The organism is Salinimicrobium oceani, assembly GCF_012037645.1.
Window position 1 is genome coordinate 340,747 of sequence record NZ_JAAVJR010000004.1, and the last position, 21,182, is coordinate 361,928.

At 44.3% G+C, this 21,182-nt stretch carries 13 protein-coding genes; 10 read left to right on the plus strand and 3 right to left on the minus strand.

Annotated features, from left to right (window positions below):
* Window positions 1-47 precede the first annotated feature (47 nt).
* The 6 genes from HC175_RS09515 (at window position 48) to HC175_RS09540 (ending at window position 11,409) form a co-directional block, all read left to right on the plus strand.
* Window positions 48-3,878: an efflux RND transporter permease subunit gene (locus tag HC175_RS09515; protein WP_168138250.1), complete on the plus strand. Its 3,831-nt coding sequence runs from the start codon at window positions 48-50 to the stop codon at window positions 3,876-3,878.
* On the plus strand, window positions 3,875-5,128 hold the full coding sequence (locus HC175_RS09520; RefSeq protein WP_168138251.1) for a TolC family protein: 1,254 nt from the start codon (window positions 3,875-3,877) through the stop codon (window positions 5,126-5,128). The genes HC175_RS09515 and HC175_RS09520 overlap by 4 nt, the downstream gene beginning before the upstream one ends.
* Entirely contained in the window at window positions 5,112-6,869 is a 1,758-nt protein-coding gene (locus HC175_RS09525; RefSeq protein ID WP_168138252.1) for an efflux RND transporter periplasmic adaptor subunit, read from the plus strand. Before HC175_RS09520 ends, HC175_RS09525 begins: the two co-directional genes overlap by 17 nt.
* A 20-nt stretch (window positions 6,870-6,889) precedes the next feature.
* Window positions 6,890-7,480 (plus strand): DUF3347 domain-containing protein, encoded by a 591-nt coding sequence (locus HC175_RS09530; RefSeq protein WP_168138253.1) that lies wholly within the window; start codon window positions 6,890-6,892, stop codon window positions 7,478-7,480.
* A gap of 43 nt (window positions 7,481-7,523) precedes the next feature.
* On the plus strand, window positions 7,524-8,042 hold the full coding sequence (locus tag HC175_RS09535) for a helix-turn-helix domain-containing protein (protein WP_235942570.1): 519 nt from the start codon (window positions 7,524-7,526) through the stop codon (window positions 8,040-8,042).
* 79 nt (window positions 8,043-8,121) lie between these two features.
* A complete protein-coding gene (locus HC175_RS09540) occupies window positions 8,122-11,409 on the plus strand; it encodes a heavy metal translocating P-type ATPase (RefSeq protein WP_168138255.1) in 3,288 nt (1,095 codons plus the stop codon).
* A gap of 147 nt (window positions 11,410-11,556) precedes the next feature.
* Here HC175_RS09540 and HC175_RS09545 read toward each other — a convergent pair whose 3' ends face one another.
* Both HC175_RS09545 and HC175_RS09550 read right to left on the minus strand, forming a co-directional pair.
* Window positions 11,557-12,501, minus strand: coding sequence for a DUF7282 domain-containing protein (locus HC175_RS09545; protein WP_168138256.1), 945 nt, complete (start codon window positions 12,499-12,501; stop codon window positions 11,557-11,559).
* Window positions 12,502-12,799: 298 nt separating this feature from the next.
* Window positions 12,800-15,292: a zinc-dependent metalloprotease gene (locus HC175_RS09550; protein WP_168138257.1), complete on the minus strand. Its 2,493-nt coding sequence runs from the start codon at window positions 15,290-15,292 to the stop codon at window positions 12,800-12,802.
* A 217-nt stretch (window positions 15,293-15,509) separates the two neighbouring features.
* Here HC175_RS09550 and HC175_RS09555 point away from each other — a divergent pair, with 217 nt between their 5' ends.
* Together HC175_RS09555 and HC175_RS09560 are read left to right on the plus strand one after the other, a co-directional pair.
* On the plus strand, window positions 15,510-17,387 hold the full coding sequence (locus HC175_RS09555) for a T9SS type B sorting domain-containing protein (protein ID WP_168138258.1): 1,878 nt from the start codon (window positions 15,510-15,512) through the stop codon (window positions 17,385-17,387).
* Window positions 17,387-18,400: a PorP/SprF family type IX secretion system membrane protein gene (locus tag HC175_RS09560; protein ID WP_235942571.1), complete on the plus strand. Its 1,014-nt coding sequence runs from the start codon at window positions 17,387-17,389 to the stop codon at window positions 18,398-18,400. Before HC175_RS09555 ends, HC175_RS09560 begins: the two co-directional genes overlap by 1 nt.
* A gap of 151 nt (window positions 18,401-18,551) precedes the next feature.
* Here the strand turns inward: HC175_RS09560 and lysS are convergent, their stop codons facing one another.
* On the minus strand, window positions 18,552-20,249 hold the full coding sequence (lysS, locus tag HC175_RS09565; RefSeq protein ID WP_168138259.1) for a lysine--tRNA ligase: 1,698 nt from the start codon (window positions 20,247-20,249) through the stop codon (window positions 18,552-18,554).
* Between the two features lie 120 nt (window positions 20,250-20,369).
* On the opposite strand from lysS, the gene HC175_RS09570 reads away from it, so the two are divergent.
* Complete coding sequence (locus tag HC175_RS09570) at window positions 20,370-20,531, plus strand: YqaE/Pmp3 family membrane protein (RefSeq protein WP_168138260.1); 162 nt, start codon at window positions 20,370-20,372, stop codon at window positions 20,529-20,531.
* A gap of 13 nt (window positions 20,532-20,544) precedes the next feature.
* Window positions 20,545-21,182: lipoyl(octanoyl) transferase LipB (gene lipB, locus HC175_RS09575; protein WP_235942572.1), on the plus strand; the 638-nt coding region annotated here is incomplete at its 3' end.

The window sequence follows — 21,182 nt, forward strand, 5'->3', positions numbered from 1 at the left end:
TCGGGGTTATTGTGTTTATCCACATTTAATCAATTTAAATTCAAGGAATGCTTACAAGAATAATTCAATATTTTTTATATAACCGGCTGGTAACTATGCTGCTGCTTATCTTTATGATAGGTTGGGGTGTGGTTACTTCTCCTTTCGACTGGAATTTTGATCTGTTGCCTCGCGATCCTGTTCCGGTTGACGCCATTCCCGATCTCGGGGAAAATCAGCAGATCGTCTTTACCGAATGGCCCGGTCGTTCTCCTCAGGATATTGAGGACCAGATCACTTACCCACTAACCACTGCTTTACTTGGAATTCCCGGGGTAGAATCAATCAGAAGTACCTCGATGTTCGGCTTTTCCAGCATTAATATCATCTTTAACGAAGATGTCGAATTCTACTGGTCTCGTACCCGCATCCTGGAAAAGATCAATTCCTTACCGGCCAATCTTCTGCCAGAAGATGCCCAGCCTACTCTGGGGCCAGATGCTACTGCTCTTGGCCAGGTTTTCTGGTATACCCTCGAAGGAAGGGATTCTGCAGGGAATGTCACCGGTGGCTGGGACCTGCATGAAATTAGATCTGTGCAGGATTATTATGTGAAGCTTGGCTTGAGCGGAGTGGAGGGAGTATCTGAAGTTGCTTCAGTTGGAGGTTTTGTACGCGAATATCAAGTAGACGTTGATCCAGACGCACTACGTGCTTATAATGTGGGGATTGATCAAGTCATGATGGCGGTGAAGAACTCCAATCGCGATATTGGTGCAAAAACCATTGAGATCAACAAAGCAGAATATCTCGTTCGAGGGTTAGGCTATATCGAGTCACTGGAAGATATTGAAAATACCGTAGTTACGGTAAATGATAACACTCCAGTCCTCATATCAGACATTGGAGTTGTTACCTTAGGACCTGCCGAAAGAAGGGGAATTCTGGATAAAGCAGGAGCTGAGGTTGCCGGGGGAGTGGTTGTAGCAAGATATGGGTCAAATCCGCTGGCAGTGATCAATAATGTCAAAGAAAAAATTGAGGAGATCGCACCCGGAATGCCTTCAAAGGTTTTGCAGGATGGAACTGTCTCAAAATTGACCATAGTTCCGTTTTATGATCGTACGCAGCTCATTCAGGAAACTTTGGGAACCCTCGAAAACGCCCTTTCTGATGAGATCCTTATCAGCATTATTGTCGTCATCATTCTCGTTCTGAACTTAAGAGCTTCGATCTTGATATCAAGCCTGCTCCCTATTGCAGTGCTGTTGACCTTTATTGCCATGCGGTATTTTGGTGTGGATGCAAACGTGGTGGCACTATCTGGTATCGCCATTGCCATTGGCGTGATGGTCGATGTGGGAATTGTTTTTGTTGAAAATACGCTGCGCCATCTTGAGTTTGATGAGAATAAAGATGCAAAAGGCGAAAAGCTGTTGCGGGTAATTCGAAATGCAACCATTGAAGTTGGCCCGGCAGTAACCACGGCACTGGCCACGACGGTGGTGAGCTTTTTGCCCGTATTCTTTATGGAACATGCCGAAGGAAAACTCTTTCGGCCACTGGCTTTCACTAAAACCTTTGCCCTGGTAGCTGCATTTTTGCTGGGCGTAGTTGTGCTGCCCATGCTTTCATACTATTTCTTTTCCTTCAGGTTGAAAAAGGAGAAAGTAAATCGAATGTGGAACTACAGCCTCATAGCGGGAGGGATCTTACTTGCCATAGTTTTTCAAATGTGGCTTCCACTGGCTTTGACAATTATAGGGATCCTCAGACTGCTGGAGCCCAGAAGTCGTGGTGTTCTAGGTAAATATTCCCGGGAGATCTCCCTTTTTATCATTCTGGCAGTAACCATCTTCTTTCTTACTATGCACTGGATGCCTTTAGGAGTTAGAAATTCGATCTTCGAAAACTACCTGTTCGTTATCATCTTACTGCTCATTACGCTGGCTGCACTTTTAGCAATTGTGAGATATTACGAGAACATTCTGCACTGGTGTCTTAATAATAAACGCACCTTTTTATCGCTTCCCCTGATCACGATTTTCTTCGGATTGCTCATATGGCAAGGATTTCCAAGGATCTTCGGATTTATTGGAAATGGCGCCGAAGCTATTGGCTGGGAAATTCGGGAATCTGCAGCCTGGAAAAATGCTTCCGAAGTCTTCCCCGGCGTTGGAAAGGAATTTATGCCCACTCTTAATGAAGGAAGTTTCCTTTTAATGCCTACTGCAATGCCACACATGGGCATAGAGGGCAGCCGGGAAGTATTGCAAAAGCTGGACATGGCTGTGACGAATATTCCCGAAGTTGAAGTAGCAGTTGGAAAACTAGGGCGTGCCGAGACCGCAATAGATCCGGCTCCAATTTCCATGTACGAGAATGTGATCAACTATAAATCCGAATACATTCTGAATGCCGAGGGCGATCTGCAGCGCTTTAAGGTTGACAAAGAGGGAAATTTTATTCTCAAGTCTGGAGATACGATCTCCCATGAAGCAGCCCTGACGGCCAATCTTACTGCTAAAGATCTGGTGGCCGATGAGGATGGAGCGTACTTCAGGAATTGGAGAGCGCATATCAACAGCCCAGATGATATTTGGAATGAGATCGTAAATGCAACCAACCTGCCGGGCATCACATCCGCTCCAAAACTTCAGCCCATTGAAACCAGGCTTGTAATGCTCCAAACAGGAATGCGGGCTCCAATGGGAATAAAAGTCTACGGCCCCGATCTGGAAACCATTCAGGCTTTTGGCTTTAAGCTGGAAGAGATCCTTAAACAAGTGCCTTCGGTTAAACATGAAGCCGTCTTTGCCGACAGGATCGTGGGAAAACCTTACCTGGAACTGGATATCAACCGGGAAAGTATTTCTCGCTATGGACTAAGTATTGAACAGGTGCAGCAAACCATTGAGACTGCCATTGGAGGAATGGAGATCACCACCACGGTTGAAGGGAGGGAGCGATACCCGGTTCGGGTAAGGTATCCTCGAGAACTGCGCAATTCTCCGGCAGATATTGAAAAGATCCTGGTGCCAACGCCAACAGGTGCACAAATCCCATTAGGTCAACTAGTGGAGGTCAATTATGTACAGGGACCTCAAATGATCAAGAGTGAAGATACTTTTCTTGTAGGTTACGTGCTGTTTGATAAAAAACAAGATTTCGCCGAGGTCAACGTTGTTAACGATGCTCAGGCAATGATCGCGCAAAAAATATCGACGGGGCAACTGCAGGTGCCGCCGGGAGTGAGTTTTGAGTTTTCTGGGAATTATGAGAATCAGGTGCGGGCCGTGAAAAGACTTGCAATAGTAATCCCTATTTCACTTATCATCATCTTCCTGTTGCTCTATTTTCAGTTTAAAACTGTGATCGCTTCGACCATTCATTTTTCGGGCGTATTTGTGGCTTTTGCCGGCGGTTTTATAATGATCTGGCTGTACGGGCAGCCCTGGTTCATGGATTTCAGCATTTCAGGAATGAACATGCGTGATCTTTTCCAAATGGGCACGATCAATTTAAGTGTGGCAGTCTGGGTTGGGTTTATTGCCCTTTTCGGAATAGCGACAGATGATGGTGTGCTCATGGGAACATACATTCACCAGGTCTTTGAGAAACGGAACCCACAAACAGTGCCGGCAGTGAGAGCTGCAGTTCTAGAAGCGGGTAAAAAGCGGGTAAGACCTGCAATGATGACCACGGCGGTGACCATTATTGCACTTTTTCCCGTCCTTACATCTACCGGAAAAGGGGCAGATATTATGGTACCTATGGCTATACCCATTGTGGGCGGAATGGTAATACAGATCATGACCATTTTCGTGGTGCCGGTATTACAGGCGATTTGGCGGGAAACCGTGGTAAAAAGGAATGCCAATAAAATAAGTGAAGCATGAAAAACATTGTAAAAATATCATTTTTGACGGGTGTGCTTCTTTTCTTCTTCGGAAGCTTACAGGCGCAAACGCTGGAGGATTACCTGCAGATCGCTGCTGAAAATAATCCTGATGTTAAAGCCGCTTATGCCGAATTTGAGGCGGCAATGCAGGAAGCACCACAGGTGAAAAGTCTGCCCGATCCTACGCTGACCATGACTGCTTTTGGGAGTATGGTCGAAACAAGACTTGGGCCTCAGGAAGCACGTTTCTCTCTTATGCAGATGTTCCCGTGGTTTGGAACCCTTAAGGCCAGAGAAAATGTGGCCGGCCTTATGGCCGAAGCAAAATTTCAGGCTTTTCTCAATACGCGGAATGAGATCCTTCTTGAAGTGAGCAGGCAGTATTTTATCCTCTATGCGTTAGAGCAGCAATTGCAGTTCCAACAGGAAAACCTGGAGATCCTTCAGAGTTATAAGGATCTAACCCTCTCACGTGTTAGTGCGGGGAGTGGAGCACTTACAGATGTGCTACAAGCCGATCTACTTCGGAATGAATCCGTGACGGGTCTGGATGTTCTTCGGCTAAAAAAGCAAGCTGGGGTAGTGAAGTTCAATGCACTTTTAAATCGAACCGCAACTGAAATTGTACACCTTCCGAAGGAAATTTTAACGGGTGCCGAAAATGTCATTTTTGACACTCCTGTTTCTGGTAACCCAATGTTGACAGAGCTTGACAGGATGGCTGCCTCGGCAAAGGCTCAGGAAATACTGGTGCAAAAAGAAGGTTTTCCAGACATAGGTTTAGGAATTGATTATGTGGTCGTCGGAGAACGTATGGATATGGCGGTCGAGGACAGCGGGCGTGATGCAATAATGCCCATGCTTTCAATTAGCCTGCCTGTATTTCGTGGCAAATATAAAGCTGCGAGGAAACAGGCCGCTTTTATGGCAAAGAGCTATGAACATCGAAAGGAAGGCCTTGCCAACCAGCTTGCTGCCGAAATGGAAGAAGCAATTTTTGAGGTGCGGGAGGCACAGGCAATGCTAGAGCTGTACAAAAGACAGGTGGAAAGTTCAGAACAGGTGCTCAATTTACTATTATCCTCCTACCGCAATGCCTCCTCAAATTTCGAAGAGGTCTTACGTGTGCGGCAGGAACTCTTAAAATATCAGCTGGAAGTGGCACAGGCAGAGGCAAATTATCTTACTGCACTTGCCAGGATCGATTACTTATCTGGAAAATCTATTGACTATGACAACAAAGACTAAAAATATCATGATCATCACCGCGACCCTGGTGCTCGGAATATTACTGGGGTGGATCTTCTTTGGGGGCAGCGAAGAAGCTGAAGTTCACGACCACACTACGGAAACTGCGGAAGAAACCACCTGGACCTGTTCCATGCATCCTCAAATTAGAGCGCAGGAACCAGGGAAGTGTCCTATTTGCGGAATGGATCTTATTCCGCTGAAAAGTGCAGGGGTGGAGGGGAATCCCAATGCTATAGAAATGAGCGAGTATGCCATGAAGCTGGCAAATATCCAAACCCAGACAGTTGGGAGCGGAAATGCTGAAGGAGAACTGAGGCTTAACGGAAAGATTAGTGTAGACGAGCGGAATGCCTACACACAGGCTACTCATGTTCCTGGAAGAATTGAAAGGTTACTCGTAAATTTCACAGGGGAAGAAGTGCGACGTGGCCAGGCGCTGGCAGTGGTTTATTCGCCAGAACTTATTACCGCCCAGGAAGAGCTGTTGCAGGCTTACGCGATTCGCAGCTCTCAACCCGAACTATTTGAAGCTGCAAAACAAAAGCTGCGCAACTGGCGCATTGGAGAACAACAGATCACCCGGATCCTTGACAGCGGGAAAGCTACAGATCGCTTTACCATCACCGCCGATGTAAGTGGCGTTGTGACAGAAAAACTGGTGGAACTCGGAGATTACGTGGAAAGGGGAATGCCATTGTACCAAATAGCCGACCTGTCAAAAATGTGGGTCTTGTTCGACCTTTATGAAAGGACAATAGGTTTGATCGAGAAAGGGGACAAGGTAACTTTTACAGTAGCTTCCATTCCAGGAGAAACTTTTGAGGGAAACATCGATTTTATTGATCCTTTATTAAATACCCAGACAAGGGTAGCGACGGCAAGAGTAGAGGTTTCAAGTAAAGATAATCGATTAAAACCGGGAATGTTTGTTTCTGGGGTTATAAAGACCTCGGGGGCGGTCAAAGATTCAGGCATCACAGTGCCGCGGTCGGCAGTTCTCTGGACGGGAAAACGTAGTATCGTCTATGTGAACAGTGGCACGGCAGCAAATCCTTCTTTTACAATGAGAGAGGTCGTTCTGGGACAGTCTTTGGGAGACGCTTACGTGGTACAGGAAGGACTTGCTGCGGGCGAAGAAATCGTGGTGAACGGTACTTTCACCGTAGATGCGGCGGCTCAATTAGCAGGTAAACCCAGTATGATGAATCCTGCTGTAGCTATGGCTGCACCAGCGCAGGAGGATGTGAGACAATATCTTCGGAAGAGTGGGAATAACTATAAAACCCAGGCTCCAGACAAATTTCAGGAAGAGCTGGCAAAGGTAGTTTCTATTTACCTTCAGCTTAAAGATGCCCTTGTGGAAGAAAAAGAGGAAGAAAGTGTAAATTTGTTAAAGAAGTTTCAGAATGCAGTTAAGCAGACAACGGCCTCAGAATTAACCGGGGAGGCAAAAGCCTTTTGGGAAGAAAAGCAAAAATTCCTGCTGCAACACGCCGAAGTAGGACTTGAGGCACGAAGTATTGCAAAGCAAAGAGAAAATTTTATCTACGTATCAGAAGCGCTGATAAAAACTGTTGCGGCATTTGGAATTGAAGGAGAAGGCTTGTATGTTGATTACTGCCCAATGGCAAATTCAGACAAAGGTGCCTACTGGTTGAGCTCCACGGCCGAAATTAAAAATCCGTACTTCGGGGAGGCCATGCTTACCTGTGGCGAAATTGTACAGAAATTAAATTAAAAACTATAAAAACAGAAACAATGAAAAGAACAAAGATCACAATGATGACCCTGGCAGCAGCATTTATAATGGCCGCCTGTGGAGAAACAAAGAAAGAAGAAACGACTGAAGAAGCTGGAATGCCTATGCAAAATGAAATGCATATGGAAGAGACCGGGGAGCATGACATGGCAAAAAATCTTGATGATGGCCAGTCGGGAGCAGTTGGATTTAGAGATGAGAATAAAGGGGCTGCTTATCAGCATTATATGCACATTAAAACAGCTTTGGTCAACACCAATGCAGAAGAGGCTCAAAACGGAGGAAAGATGATGGTTGAAGCCCTTGCTAAGGTAGAGGATAACACTCAGGCGCTTGAAGCGGCAAAGACCATTGCTAATTCAGCAGAGATTAATGAGCAGAGAACAGCTTTCCAGGAGCTTTCGGCAGCAATGGAAGTGATGCTTAAAGAATCTTTAAGATCTGGGGAAGTGTACAAGCAGTTTTGTCCAATGGCCTTTGATGGGAAAGGAGCTTTCTGGCTATCTGCTTCCAAGGAAGTGAGAAATCCATATTACGGGGATAAAATGCTTAAGTGCGGAAGAGTAGAGGCAACAATTACAGGAAGCTAATTTGAAGCTTTTCATCAAAAATATGGTTTGTAACCGCTGTAATATGATGGTGAAGTCTGAACTTGAACAGTTCGGGCTTCATCCTCTTACAGTAGAATTGGGCATGGCCGAGGTGGATCGTGATCTTACTTCGGAAGAAAAAAAGCTGCTGAATGAGCGGCTTGAAAAGCTCGGGTTTGAACTTATTGATGACAAAAGAACACGGCTCATTGAGAGCATAAAAACTACGGTCGTTGAGTTGATCCACAATGCAGATCACCTTCCAAAAATGACATTTTCGGAGTATCTTTCTGAAAAATTTCACCAGGATTACTCATCCCTCAGCAAGCTTTTTTCTGAAGTACAGGGCATGACCCTGGAACAATATGTGATCAATCAAAAGATCGAAAAAGTGAAGGAGCTGCTGGTTTATGATGAACATTCGCTGAGCGAGATCGCACACCAGCTGAATTATTCGAGCGTCTCCCATCTAAGTAAGCAGTTCAAGAAAGTAACGGGTCTAACGCCCACCCATTTTAAGCAGGTAAAGGAAAACAAACGCATTCCTCTGGACAAGCTTTAGAATCTTACCAAATATTTCCAGAATTGTATAACATTTCCGCTTTTATTCCTGCGAACTTTGGGATATAAAAGTGTAAGAAATGAAACATACCTATAAAATCACCGGCATGACCTGCAACGGGTGCCGTTCTCATGTGGAAGAAACCCTGCAGAAGGTGGATGGCGTTATAAACGCTTCCGTAGATCTTGACAGGGCTGAAGCTGAGGTTGAAATGGAGCGACACATTCCCATAGGAGTTTTTGAAACCGCACTTCAGAAAGGCGGGGGGAATTATCACATTCTGGTTCCGGGGACTTCAAAGGAAGTGGCGGGCGAAAGAGGTGTCAAAAATGGCATTTCTGAAGCTCCTTCTGAAGCAGAAAAATCTCATATGCGTCACACCTATAAGATCACCGGCATGACCTGCAACGGGTGCCGTTCTCATGTGGAAGAAACCCTGCAGAAGGTGGATGGCGTTATAAACGCTTCCGTAGATCTTGAGAAAGGGGAGGCTGTGATCGAAATGCAGGAGCATATTCCGTGGGATATTTTCGAGACCGCACTTCAAAAAGGCGGAGGGAATTATCATATTCTGGTTCCGGGGACTTCAAAGGAAGTGGCGGGCGAAAGAGGTGTCAAAAATGACATTTCTGAAGCTCCTTCTGCAGCAGAAAAATCTCATATGCGGCACACCTACAAGATCACCGGCATGACCTGCAACGGGTGCCGTTCTCATGTGGAAGAAACCCTGCAGAAGGTGGATGGCGTTATAAACGCTTCCGTAGATTTAAAAAGGGCTGAAGCTGAGGTTGAAATGGAGCTACACATTCCCATTGGAGTATTTGAAGACGCGCTGCAAAAGGATGGGGGCAGATATCATATTCATTCTCCTGGTGCAAAAGAAAAATATGAGGTGACGGGAATGACCTGTAGCGGTTGCCGTGCTCATGTTCAAGATACTTTGAAGAAAGTGGAAGGAGTGCAGGAGGTTTCTGTTGACCTTGAAAAGGCAGAAGCGGTGATAATATCAGATAAACTTATTCCCGTTTCCATTTATCAGGAAGCACTAAGAAAAGACGGCAGCACATATAATGTTTATTTGCCAGGACAGGATATTTCTGCGCCTCCCAAACCTGAAAAAGCAAAAGGAAAGGGCACGGGAACTTTTTATTGCCCTATGCATTGTGAGGGTGACAAGACCTATAATAAACCTGGAGACTGTCCCGTCTGCGGAATGGACCTGGTAGAGGAGGTGAGTCTCAAGGCAGAAAAGCCTCTATACACCTGTCCCATGCATCCGGAAATTAAGGAAGATGAGCCGGGAAGCTGTCCTATTTGCGGTATGGACCTGGTGCGAATAGAACCTGAACTTTCGGCCGAGAAGAAATCCTACAACAAACTTCTCAAAAAGTTTAAAATTGCGGTCGCTTTTACTTTACCGATCTTTCTCATTGCAATGGGAGAGATGATCCCTGGAAATCCTATTTATGACTGGATGAGCATGGAAGCCTGGAACTGGGTGCAGCTGGGACTTTCAATTCCGGTGGTTTTCTACGCGACCTGGATGTTCTTTGAAAGAGCCTACCGGTCTGTAGTTACCTGGAATTTGAACATGTTCACCCTCATTGGAATTGGCGCCGGAGTAGCGTGGTTGTTCAGTGTTTTTGGAATGCTGTTCCCCGGCTGGTTTCCGGAACAGTTCCTTTCACATCATGGCACAGTTCACGTCTATTTCGAAGCGGCAACAGTTATTCTTACCCTGGTGTTACTGGGTCAATTACTGGAGGCTAGAGCCCACAGCCGCACAAATTCGGCCATTAAGGAGCTGCTGAAACTGGCGCCAAATAAAGCCACCCTTGTAGTCAACGGAGAAGAGCAGGAAATTCATACAGATAAGATCAAAGCAGGCGACATTCTAAGAGTGAAGCCCGGAGACAAGATCCCTGTAGATGGTAGTATTCAGAAGGGGCAGACGAATATCGATGAATCAATGATCACGGGGGAACCTGTGCCGGTAGAAAAGGTGGAGGGAGATAAAGTGACTTCAGGAACCATCAACGGCAACAGGAGCTTCACCATGAAAGCCGAAAAAGTGGGCGATGAAACCCTGCTGGCCCAGATCATCAAAATGGTTAATGACGCGAGCAGGTCACAGGCACCAATTCAAAAGTTGGCAGATAAAATTTCAGGATATTTTGTTCCGGTAGTGGTGATAATTTCGATCCTCACCTTTATAATCTGGGCAGGCTTTGGTCCTGAACCAAGCTATGTCTACGCCTTAATTAATGCCATTGCAGTCTTGATCATTGCTTGTCCCTGTGCTCTGGGATTAGCAACTCCTATGTCTGTCATGGTGGGAGTAGGAAAAGGAGCTCAAAATGGAGTGCTGATAAAGAATGCACAATCCCTGGAGCAGATGGATAAGATCGATGTGCTTATTGTGGACAAGACAGGAACCATTACCGAAGGAAAACCTTCAGTAGAAAAAGTTGTGGCTTCCGGAGATATTTCAGAAGAAGAACTGGTTCGCATGATTGCGACGGTGAATGCACAGAGCGAACATCCTTTGGCAGAAGCTACAGTGCGTTATGCCAAAGAAAAGAACCTGAAATTTCCCGAAGCATTGGACTTTAATGCAGTGACAGGAAAGGGAGTTACAGGCACTTCAGAAGGGAAAAGTATTGCCATAGGGAATGATAAACTCATGTTGCAGGAAAATGCTGAGGTTAACAGGGATCTTCAGCAGCAGGTAAGAGCAGAACAGGAACAGGGGAAAACGGTTTCTTATGTAGCCATTAACGGCAAGATAGCTGGTTATATGAGCATTACCGATCCCATTAAACCTACCAGTCGACAAGCTATTTCAGATCTCATTAGCAGCGGAGTGGAGGTAGTGATGCTCACCGGAGACAATGAAACTACTGCTGCTGCGGTGGCAGGGGAATTGCATTTGTCTGGATACAAAGCAGGTATGTTGCCACAGGATAAGATGGCAGAGGTGGAAAAACTTCAGCAACAGGGGAAAATGGTGGCCATGGCCGGTGACGGGATCAATGATGCGCCTGCTCTTGCAAAGGCTAATATTGGTATTGCTATGGGCACGGGGACCGATGTGGCTATTGAAAGTGCTGAAATTACCCTCGTAAAAGGGGATCTGCACGGGGTAGTAAAGGCTAAGAATCTGAGCAAAAAAGTAATGAAGAATATTAAGCAGAATTTGTTTTTCGCTTTGATCTACAACACTCTGGGCGTACCAATTGCGGCGGGAGTTCTTTTTCCTTTCTTCGGAATTTTACTTTCTCCAATGATCGCAGCGCTGGCGATGAGTTTTAGCTCGGTTTCGGTAATTGCAAATGCGCTAAGATTAAGAGGCGCGAAAATAGACTAGCCAAAAATGTCATTTTTGAGAGGTATTTAAATGAAAAGAGCCGGACAGTGGTCCGGCTCTTTTCTTAAAGTTCCATTTTAGTCAAGCTGAAATAGTTTCAGCTTCGAGATCTAAATTTTAAGGAAAACAGGTCGGGAAAACTGAATTTTACCAGTTAGCCACATAAGGGCTGTAGGCGTTAAATTCATCTTCATCAATCATGTCATCGTCGTTCAGATCCCAGTCCCCAAAGAGTCCTGTGTTCCATTCGTCTTCGGTTACAAAGGTATTGGAATCTGCATCGTAGGTTTCAAACCAGTTGGATTCTCCAAAAACTGTATTCCACTCGTCGCTATCCAATACTCCGTCGGCATCTGCGTCAAAGCTTGCAAAATCATCATCGGCCCAGTTGCCAAACATGCCTGCAAAACCTGTGTTCCACTCCTCTTCGCTAATTCCGTCATCGTCGTCCATATCGGTATTAGCAAATGAGGTATTGTAGAATTCTTCCATACTTAAGGAACCGTCGGCATCTGCATCCCATTCCGTAAAATTGTTCTGATAAGTAGCCGGAACTTCGTCTGCGTCGAGTGATCCATCGCCGTTGGTATCAAAGTCGGCAAAGACCGCGGTGGAATCATCGTCGGTAAACACAGTAATGGTCTTGGTGATGAGAACATTGTTTGCTGTCATTATGGGTTGATCTGACGAATCCCATTCTCCAGAGGTACCGCCGGTAGTGTTATCTGCATAGAGCTTGAGTACTACCTGCTGGCCATTACCATCATCAGAAATGGCGTCCTCATCAAAAGTAAGCTGGACATTTGTGTTCTCACCGCTTTGCAACAGCACGGGTTCAGAAATGAAATTATTGGTATTCTCACTGCCTGCATTTACGGCTACGAGCCAGCTACGCTGACCAACAGTGATACTTTCTAAGGTTATGGTGTTTCCCACTAAGGTGTACTCCTCATTAAGGTCAAAAGAAGCTGTGGGTCTCAGCTGAATGTCTCCAGCATCATCGTCATCACTACAACTTACCAGGTTTACCGCCAGGAATAAAAATCCCAGGTAGAGAAAAAATCTTTTTAGGTCAAACTTCACATTTTTCATACTTCATATTTTTTAAGGTTAACGCTGAGTGAAAGTGCTAAAATCCCCGCATAGAATGAAATTCTTTTGTAGGAAAACCAACAACTTTAGAGGTAGTTTAACGGCTTAGTTAAGTCCATACTAATTTGAAAACGTATACCTGCTTAAAATGCTAAAAATTTAAGCTCCATTTTTTTCTAATTAGTTGCAAAAGAGGCAGATGGAAATAAAAAACTGCCTGTGAAACTTTTCCAGCTTTCTAAATTGAAATGCTGAAAAAAGCCTCACAGGCAGTTATAAAAAATGACAGGCTTGCTATCTAGCTGTTAGGATCGAGAATTAGATTTACTCTTTCCAAGGCATCTTCAAGGTGATACCTGGTGAGGGTATCTCTACTTCTGCCAATGCTGTTCCTTAGGTCGCGTTGTAATTTCTTTAACTCGCCTCTCACAACAGGGCGGATATCACTTTGCGCTACCTCCACGTTGGAACGTGTCACCCATGACCGAAAACGTGCCGGAATTGACTCCTGCTCTTCGTTCATAAGGTATTCCATCCTGTTGATGTATGCGCGCTGCAGGTTACGACGATAGGTGTCTATGCTTTCGCCTCTTCTCAATTCACTCCAGATCCCGGTTCTAAGATCCTGCATCATATCAAGAATTCCGTAAGCTTCCTTTCCGTTTGCTTCACGATTTTCAATCAATCTTGCCATTCTTCCGAAGTCAAGAAGATTGTTGAGCGTTCTTTCCTGTGTACTTCTAATTCGCTCTACATTTCCATCAAATTCGATCTTATTAAAGATGTCCTGATCAATAAGCCATTCTGGGGTAGAGAATAACTCATCCTGAAGGAAATTCATTGCGTTCTTCTGTTTCTGGGCAGTTACGTGGAAGAAAACAGCTCCATCCTGGTCATAGGTCTTGGTTTCCTTGATCACTCCACCAATATTTGCAGCCACATGGCCCATGTACCTGTTGTACTGCCCAAGAACCTGCTCATACATGGTCTCCAGATCTTCGTAGTCCTTACCTTTTTCTGAAGTCCATTCTATAAGATTTGGAACAATTCTCTTAAGGTTCTTGATCCCGTACTGGCTTGCAAGAACAGAGTCGTCGCCAAGATCTTCTGTTTGTGAGGTTGGATCAATAACGCCACTTTGCTGGGCTCCAAATCTGTACACAGGATCTCCTGCTTTCTCAAGGATCCATGAATCGAGGATCTCTTTCTCTTCCTTCCCAAATTTCTCCGGAATTGGCTTGTATCCCCACATGATGGAATACTTATCGTATGGCCCAATGTTTGGCATTAAGGCTACATCACCATCCTCTGGTTGTGCAATATAATTGAAGCGTGCATAGTCCATTATAGAAGGCGCCGTTCCGTATTTTTTAGTGAATTCAGGATCTCTTAATGATTCCACAGAATAAGCAACACTGCTACCCATGTTATGTGGAAGTCCTAAGGTGTGTCCTACTTCATGAGCAGATACGAACCTTATTAGACGGCCCATGATCTCATCTTTAAAAGCAACTCCGCGGGCATCTTCGTTAATGGCTGCAGTCTGTACAAAGAACCAGTTCCTAAGCAGGGTCATTACGTTGTGGTACCAGTTAATATCAGATTCTAAGATCTCTCCAGATCTTGGATCACTTACGTGCGGCCCGTTTGCATTAGGAATTGGGGAAGCCAAATAACGCACCACAGAATAGCGAACATCTTCGGGACTCCAGTCTGGATCTTCTGCCTTTGACGGAGGATCTTTTGCAATAATGGCATTTTTGAAACCTGCAGCTTCAAAAGCGACCTGCCAGTCTTCAATTCCCTGTTTGATATAAGGGATCCATTTAGCTGGAGTTGCACGATCAATATAATAGACGATAGGTTCTTTTGGTTCTACCAGTTCCCCACGCTTGAATTTTTCCATATCTTCTTCCTTCACCTCTAATCTCCAGCGGTCAAGGTAGCGTACTGTTTCACTTTTCTGAGCGTCCAGACCGTAATCTGTTTGTCCAGTAGTAAACCAACCTACACGTTCGTCAAAATATCTTCTTTCCATGGGCACCTTAGGAAGAAGGATCATGGAGTTGCTCATTTTTACAGAAATCGATCCTGTACTTGAGTTAGATGGCGGTTCCCCTGCATTGTAAGTCTTTACGTGTCTTACTTCGATATTTTCAGGATAACTTCTTATTGTATCAATATAAGACCGGCTGTCATCAAGACGGGTGATCTTGTAATCCTTTCGGTTTCTTTCTGGAAAACCTAGAGCCTGTACATCCTTTTTAAAAAGGTCTGTTACCTTGATCACTGTGGAATTGTTCACAGAATCCTTATGATAAGCTTCGATATCAAAGGAAAACAGAATAGGTTCAAAATTGGAGTTAACCACAGCTTCATGTACCGGAAGAGAATCTGCAGCAAATACATCATGTGAAACCACACGAAGCAGCACATTTTTATTCTTTTTTTCCCATCTTAAAACCTGTTCATTTTGCTTTCCGCCACCAAAACCAATTCCCGAAGCAGTTTGGGCGATCCTGGTAACCATAAGCATTTCACGATTAAAAAGGCTGTCGGGGATTTCGTAGTAATAATCGTCATCTATTTGATGTACTGTAAAAAGTCCGGCGTCGGTTTTGGCCTTGTTGGTGATGACCTTATCATAAGGTTTGATGCCGTTTTTGTCTTTTTCGGAGGGCTTGGCTGTTGCCGCTGTTTTTTTACCCTTGTCAGATTGGAAAACAGCACAGCTTGTTATTGAAAAAGAAAAGAAAACAATAACAAGCCGGAGCATTAATCGGTTGTTCATTAAATGTAATTTAAGTTAAGAATTGCCCAATTTATGAAAACAGGATTCGGCTGCCTAACCAGAAGCTGTTAAATAAAAAGAGATGCACTATGCTGATTGTTGGACAGGTGGGAGCCTTAAAGGTTTAAAATCTTATTTTTTTCCTTCGGAATTTTACTGGAACATGATGCTAAGAAAATCTTAAAATATGCCGACTTTCCTGTACCTTTGAAGGACAATGAGAATCTTTCTTTTTCTTGCTCTCTTTCTTGTTTCGGGGAATGTTTTCTCTCAACTTGGCTTTTGTACCGGGAGTAAGGGAGACCCTATATTCCAGGAGACTTTTGGAAAAGGAATTGGTACCGGTCCAGCTTTGCCGCCAGGAGTTACAAATTACACTTACGTTCAAGGCGACCCAAATGACGGGCAGTACACCATTTCCAGCAGAATAGGGCAAAATAACGGAACCTGGCATCCTGGATTTCCGCAATCTACTATTTCAAACGGGAGAGCATTGATAGTTAACGCCAATGACAACACTGCCGGGATGTTCTATGAAACCAGTATCACAGGGCTGTGTGAGGCAACAACCTATGAATTTTCTGCATTTCTCATGAACGTCTATAATGCTGCTAGTGTCAATGTGTGTGAAGGGACAGGAATTCCTATTAATGTGAGATTTGAAATTTGGGACGAGACGGGAACTGTCCTCCTCAAGAGCGGGAGCTCAGGAGATATTCCTGGAAGCCGTACGCCCAAATGGGAGCAGTACGCCCTGGTCTTTCGCTCCCAGGCAAATCAATCTGACGTCATTTTAAGGATGTTCAACAACGGAATTGGTGGCTGCGGAAATGACCTCGCCATTGATGATATCATTTTTCGTTCCTGTGGAGATCGCACCGAGATCAACTCCAGTGCCACAACCGAAAAGTCCATAAAAGTTTGTGCAGCAGATACTCCAGTAAATGTTTCGCTTACCGCAAATCCAGATCATTCGGTATATTCCAGTCACGCATTTCAATGGCAGGAGAGTCAGGATGAGGTAAGCTGGCAGGATATCCCGGGGGCTACCAACATCAACTTTACATCTGCACCTCTTCAGAGCACTCGTTACTTTAGGGTGAAGGTTGCTGAAGATGCAGCTAATCTCAATGATAATCTTTGTAGCTCGGCTTCAGAAGCATTTGCAGTAATGGTTGCTGAAGCGCCGGGAGCACCTGTGAGCCTGGGAGACGTGCAAATATGCGAAGATGATCCTATTTTACCTCTTAAGGTTGAAGCGCAGGCAGACGAGACTGTGCTGTGGTACACCAGCGCATCTGCAGGAGCCTCAATAGGAAATGGAACTTCATTTTACCCGGAAACAGAAGGAACCTATTATGCAGAAGCCATAAAAACCGGATTTAATTGCGAAGCTGGTCCTAGAACGGCAATCACTTTCAGCATTTCCGGGAGGCCAGAAGTTTCAGATGAAAGTCGGCAGCTATGTACCGGAGGTGCCATCATGCTGGATGCTGGTGCAGGAAATTACTCTTATAACTGGAATACCGGGGAAACTGGAAGGAGCATAGAGGTAGATAGTCCCGGGAGTTATGTAGTGACTATCACTAATGCAAACGGTTGTTCCGCAGAAAAGAAATTTGAAATAAATCCCGTTGAGGAGGCTGCCATGGGAAAGATCACTTCCAGGGGAGCAACCATAACGATCGAAGCCCTCAATGCCGGAAGCTTTGAATATTCCCTGGATGGAAATAATTTTCAGAGTTCGAATAGCTTTACGAATATGCCCGGCGGTATTTATATTGCCTACATTAGAGATCTTGAAGGTTGTAACACTGTATTTCAGGAATTTCCTCATATTGTGGTGCCGGTTTTTATTACTCCTAATAATGATGGACAAAATGATCGATTCGAATTAAAGGGAGTGGAATTCTTCAGCAAATCTGAGATTCAGATTTTTGATCGCTTCGGAAAAGTCCTGGCTTCAGGAAGTGGTGCGGGATTTTCATGGGACGGAACTTACAATGGGAATGAACTTCCGGTTCAGGATTACTGGTATCATATCACAATAGAAGATTTTGAACCCCTGAAGGGACATTTTACTTTAAGGCGCTAATGAGGTATTCGCTTATAGATAACAAAATAAAGGATCTTCAAAAATGTCATTTTTGGCTCCTTATGTTTTTTGTCTTTTTACAACCTTTTCTTCTGAAGGCACAGGAGGTCATTCCTACCTATTCAGATTACCTGACAGATAATTTATTTTTGCTTCATCCTTCATTAGCAGGAGCGGCAAACAGGAATCAGCTGCGTATTACTGCAAGGCAACAATGGTTTGAGGTAGAGGATGCGCCAGGGTTACAAACCCTTACGATCAATGGAAAATTAGGAAGTAGAGAAGGGATAGGAGCGATCCTCTTCAACGATCACAACGGGAATTTTTCAAAATCTGGTGCGTATGGTGCCTTTGCCTACCATTTACGTTTACCTGCAGGAGACCTTGAACTGCATCGCCTTAGCTTCGGAATAAGTGCCGGTATAGTACAGCATCGTCTTGATCAGACACAATTTTCACAACCCGACCCTATTCTTGGGCAGGATGATGTTTCTGTTACCTATGCCAATTTGGATGTTGGGATTTCCTATTTTCTAAAGGATCTTTATGTGCATATTGCAGGCAAGAATCTTCTGCCTGTGAAGCGTGAATTATTTAATTCGGAAGGTGTGGCTGTTAATCAACGCAGGTATTTCCTAACTGCCGGATACATTTATTCACCTGCGTATGATTGGTTTTTGGAGCCTTCCATGATGTTCCAGTTAGGGGAGGACACCGGCGAAAAGACAGCAGATCTAAACCTAAAAGCTTACAGGAATTTTGAACTGGGGCGGGTATGGGCAGGATTGTCCTACCGTCATGGATTGGACAAGCTGGAAACCGGAAGGGAAAATATTCGTTATGTTACGCCCTTTGCGGGTGTAGAATTCCGAAGTTTTATCATTGGTTATACCTATTCCCGGCAGTTCAACGATATTGTGCTTAGCAACAGCGGGTTTCATCAAATAACGCTCGGCTATAACTTTGGCGCGGGAAGAACACGCTACCACTGTGGTTGTCCTGCCATAAATTAAAAAAGGCTGTTTAAAAAATTTCTGGGAGACGTCATTCTGAATTTATTTCAGGGCCTTATTCACCCAATTCAATTAGAAGCTGAAACAAGGTCAGCTTGACGAATACAGTCTTTCTAAACAGCCTTTTACTGCCATGTCAAAAATGTCATTTTTAGAACCACTTTTCTACCTCGTCCAGCTGTAGTGCGGCGATAGGCAATTTATTCTTTTTTCTTAGACCATTCAATTTTTGATGCACCTGTGTGGCTTTCTGCTCCCTTAGTTTAGTTACGGTGCCAAATTCATGCATTACCGTATCGACCCACTCCTGAGGTACTCCGATTTTTATAAAATCTTCAGGTTTAGGAACAGCGGCTTTCTTTTCAGGTTTCATTTGTGGAAAGAAAAGAACTTCCTGAATGGATTGTTTGTTGGTGAGGAACATGATCAATCGGTCCATTCCAATACCAAGGCCTGATGTTGGAGGCATTCCGTATTCCAGTGCTCTTAAAAAGTCGTTATCGATAAACATGGCTTCATCATCTCCTTTTTCAGACAATTCCAATTGTTCCTCAAATCGATTGCGTTGGTCGATTGGATCATTAAGCTCCGAATAAGCATTGGCGATCTCTTTTCCGCAGACCATGAGTTCAAATCGCTCTGTCAATTCCGGATTTTCGCGATGCTCTTTACAAAGCGGACTCATTTCCTTCGGATAATCTGTAATAAAGGTAGGCTGAATGAAGTTCCCTTCGCATTTTTCACCAAAGATCTCGTCAATCAATTTGCCTTTCCCCATGGTGTCATCCACCTCTATACCCATACTTTTTGCTGCATCAAAAAGCTCTTTCTCAGATTTTCCTGTAATGTCAAAACCTGTAAATTTCTTTATCGCATCGGTCATGGTGATGCGTGCATACGGAGCTTTAAAATCTACCTGGTGTTTTCCGAAGCTAGCTTCAGTAGTGCCATTTACTGCTATGGCGCAATGCTCCAAAAGATTTTCGGTAAATTCCATCATCCAGTTGTAATCCTTGTAAGCCACATAGATCTCCATGGCTGTGAATTCGGGATTATGAGTGCGGTCCATACCTTCATTTCTGAAGTTCTTTGAGAATTCATACACCCCGTCAAATCCACCAACAATAAGCCTTTTTAGGTAAAGTTCATTGGCAATACGCAGGTATAAAGGAATGTCGAGTGCGTTGTGATGTGTGATAAACGGCCTTGCAGCCGCCCCACCCGGAATGGACTGTAAAATGGGAGTTTCCACTTCAAAGTAGCCTTTGTCATTAAAGAAATTACGCATAGCGTTGAACAGCTTTGTTCTCTTGACAAAGGTTTCTTTCACTTTTGGATTTACCACAAGATCTGCATAACGCTGGCGATATCTCAGCTCCGGGTCATTGAACTCATCAAAAACATGGCCTTCCTTATCGGTTTTTGGAAGAGGTAGTGGCTTGAGAGATTTGCTTAAAAGAGTAAAATTTTCAACCAATACGGTTTTCTCCCCTACCTGGGTCTTGAATAATTTTCCTTCAATACCAATGAAATCTCCAATATCCAAAAGTTTCTTGTAGACATCGTTGTATTTGCTTTTATCGTCGCCAGGGCAAATCTCATCCCTATTAAAATACACCTGAATTTTTCCGGTGGAATCCTGGATCTCGGCAAATGAGGCTTTCCCCTGAATTCTTCTTGACATCAACCTTCCGGCTATGACTACTTTTTTATCTTCTTCAAATTCGCCCTTAATGCTGGCGGTAGTTTGATCAACGGGATAAAGTGCCGCGGGATATGGATTTATATTGAGTTTTCGAAGGGATTCCAGTTTTTCCCTGCGAATGATTTCCTGTTCAGATAAATGCATTGTCTTTATTTCAAAATTGGACTGGCAAAGATACAGACTAATGGGTAACCAATCAATTGTTTTTTAGCAGGGAAAGGCAGGTGTCTGTTGCTATAGAAATTAATATCTTTGTAGTTGTATATGAGTATCTGGAGAGTAATATTATCTGTTCTTTTTCCGCCGCTGGCTGTTATTGACAGGGGCTGCGGTTCTATTTTAATTGTTTTGATCCTTACGCTTCTTGGCTGGGTTCCCGGAGTGATCGCGGCGTTGATCATTTTGAACAATAATAAAGGCAGGTAAAAGGAGCATGATTTTGAATAAAAGAATAAGATTTCAGGAATTAGGGTTACGTGATTATAAGGAGACCTGGGAGTATCAGGAGAGCCTTTTTAAGGAGATCCTCGATCAGAAAATAAGAAATCGAAGAGAAAATACTTCCGAAGAGACGAACAATCACCTGCTTTTTGTAGAACACCCGCACGTTTATACGCTGGGCAAGAGTGGAGATATAAGTAATCTGCTTTTAAATGAAGAGCAACTGAAACAAAAGGATGCCGCCTTCTATAAGATCAACAGGGGAGGAGATATTACCTATCATGGTCCCGGGCAAATTGTAGGTTATCCTATTCTCGATCTCGAAAATTTCTTTACAGACATACATAAATATCTGCGTTTGCTGGAAGAAGCCATTATTCTCACGCTAAAGGACTACGGCATTGCAGCAGGCCGCAGTGAGGGAGAGACTGGCGTTTGGCTGGACAGCGGAACAGCTTTTGCCCGAAAGATCTGTGCCATGGGAGTGCGAGCCAGCCGATGGGTCACTATGCATGGTTTTGCCTTCAATGTAAATGCAGATCTTGGTTATTTTGACAATATCGTTCCCTGCGGAATTCGTGATAAAGCTGTCACCTCTTTAAATGTGGAGCTTGGCGTTAGGGAAGTCCCCGTTGC

What these genes read in the sequence shown, in the direction of transcription:
- HC175_RS09560 (WP_235942571.1), top strand. Translation starts at nt 17,387, where the DNA reads ATGAGGTATTCGCTTATAGATAACAAAATAAAGGATCTTCAAAAATGT.
- lysS (WP_168138259.1), bottom strand. Translation starts at nt 20,249, where the DNA reads ATGCATTTATCTGAACAGGAAATCATTCGCAGGGAAAAACTGGAATCC.
- HC175_RS09535 (WP_235942570.1), top strand. Translation starts at nt 7,524, where the DNA reads ATGATGGTGAAGTCTGAACTTGAACAGTTCGGGCTTCATCCTCTTACA.
- HC175_RS09550 (WP_168138257.1), bottom strand. Translation starts at nt 15,292, where the DNA reads ATGAACAACCGATTAATGCTCCGGCTTGTTATTGTTTTCTTTTCTTTT.
- HC175_RS09530 (WP_168138253.1), top strand. Translation starts at nt 6,890, where the DNA reads ATGAAAAGAACAAAGATCACAATGATGACCCTGGCAGCAGCATTTATA.
- HC175_RS09570 (WP_168138260.1), top strand. Translation starts at nt 20,370, where the DNA reads ATGAGTATCTGGAGAGTAATATTATCTGTTCTTTTTCCGCCGCTGGCT.
- HC175_RS09545 (WP_168138256.1), bottom strand. Translation starts at nt 12,501, where the DNA reads ATGAAAAATGTGAAGTTTGACCTAAAAAGATTTTTTCTCTACCTGGGA.
- HC175_RS09520 (WP_168138251.1), top strand. Translation starts at nt 3,875, where the DNA reads ATGAAAAACATTGTAAAAATATCATTTTTGACGGGTGTGCTTCTTTTC.
- HC175_RS09525 (WP_168138252.1), top strand. Translation starts at nt 5,112, where the DNA reads ATGACAACAAAGACTAAAAATATCATGATCATCACCGCGACCCTGGTG.
- HC175_RS09540 (WP_168138255.1), top strand. Translation starts at nt 8,122, where the DNA reads ATGAAACATACCTATAAAATCACCGGCATGACCTGCAACGGGTGCCGT.
- HC175_RS09555 (WP_168138258.1), top strand. Translation starts at nt 15,510, where the DNA reads ATGAGAATCTTTCTTTTTCTTGCTCTCTTTCTTGTTTCGGGGAATGTT.
- HC175_RS09515 (WP_168138250.1), top strand. Translation starts at nt 48, where the DNA reads ATGCTTACAAGAATAATTCAATATTTTTTATATAACCGGCTGGTAACT.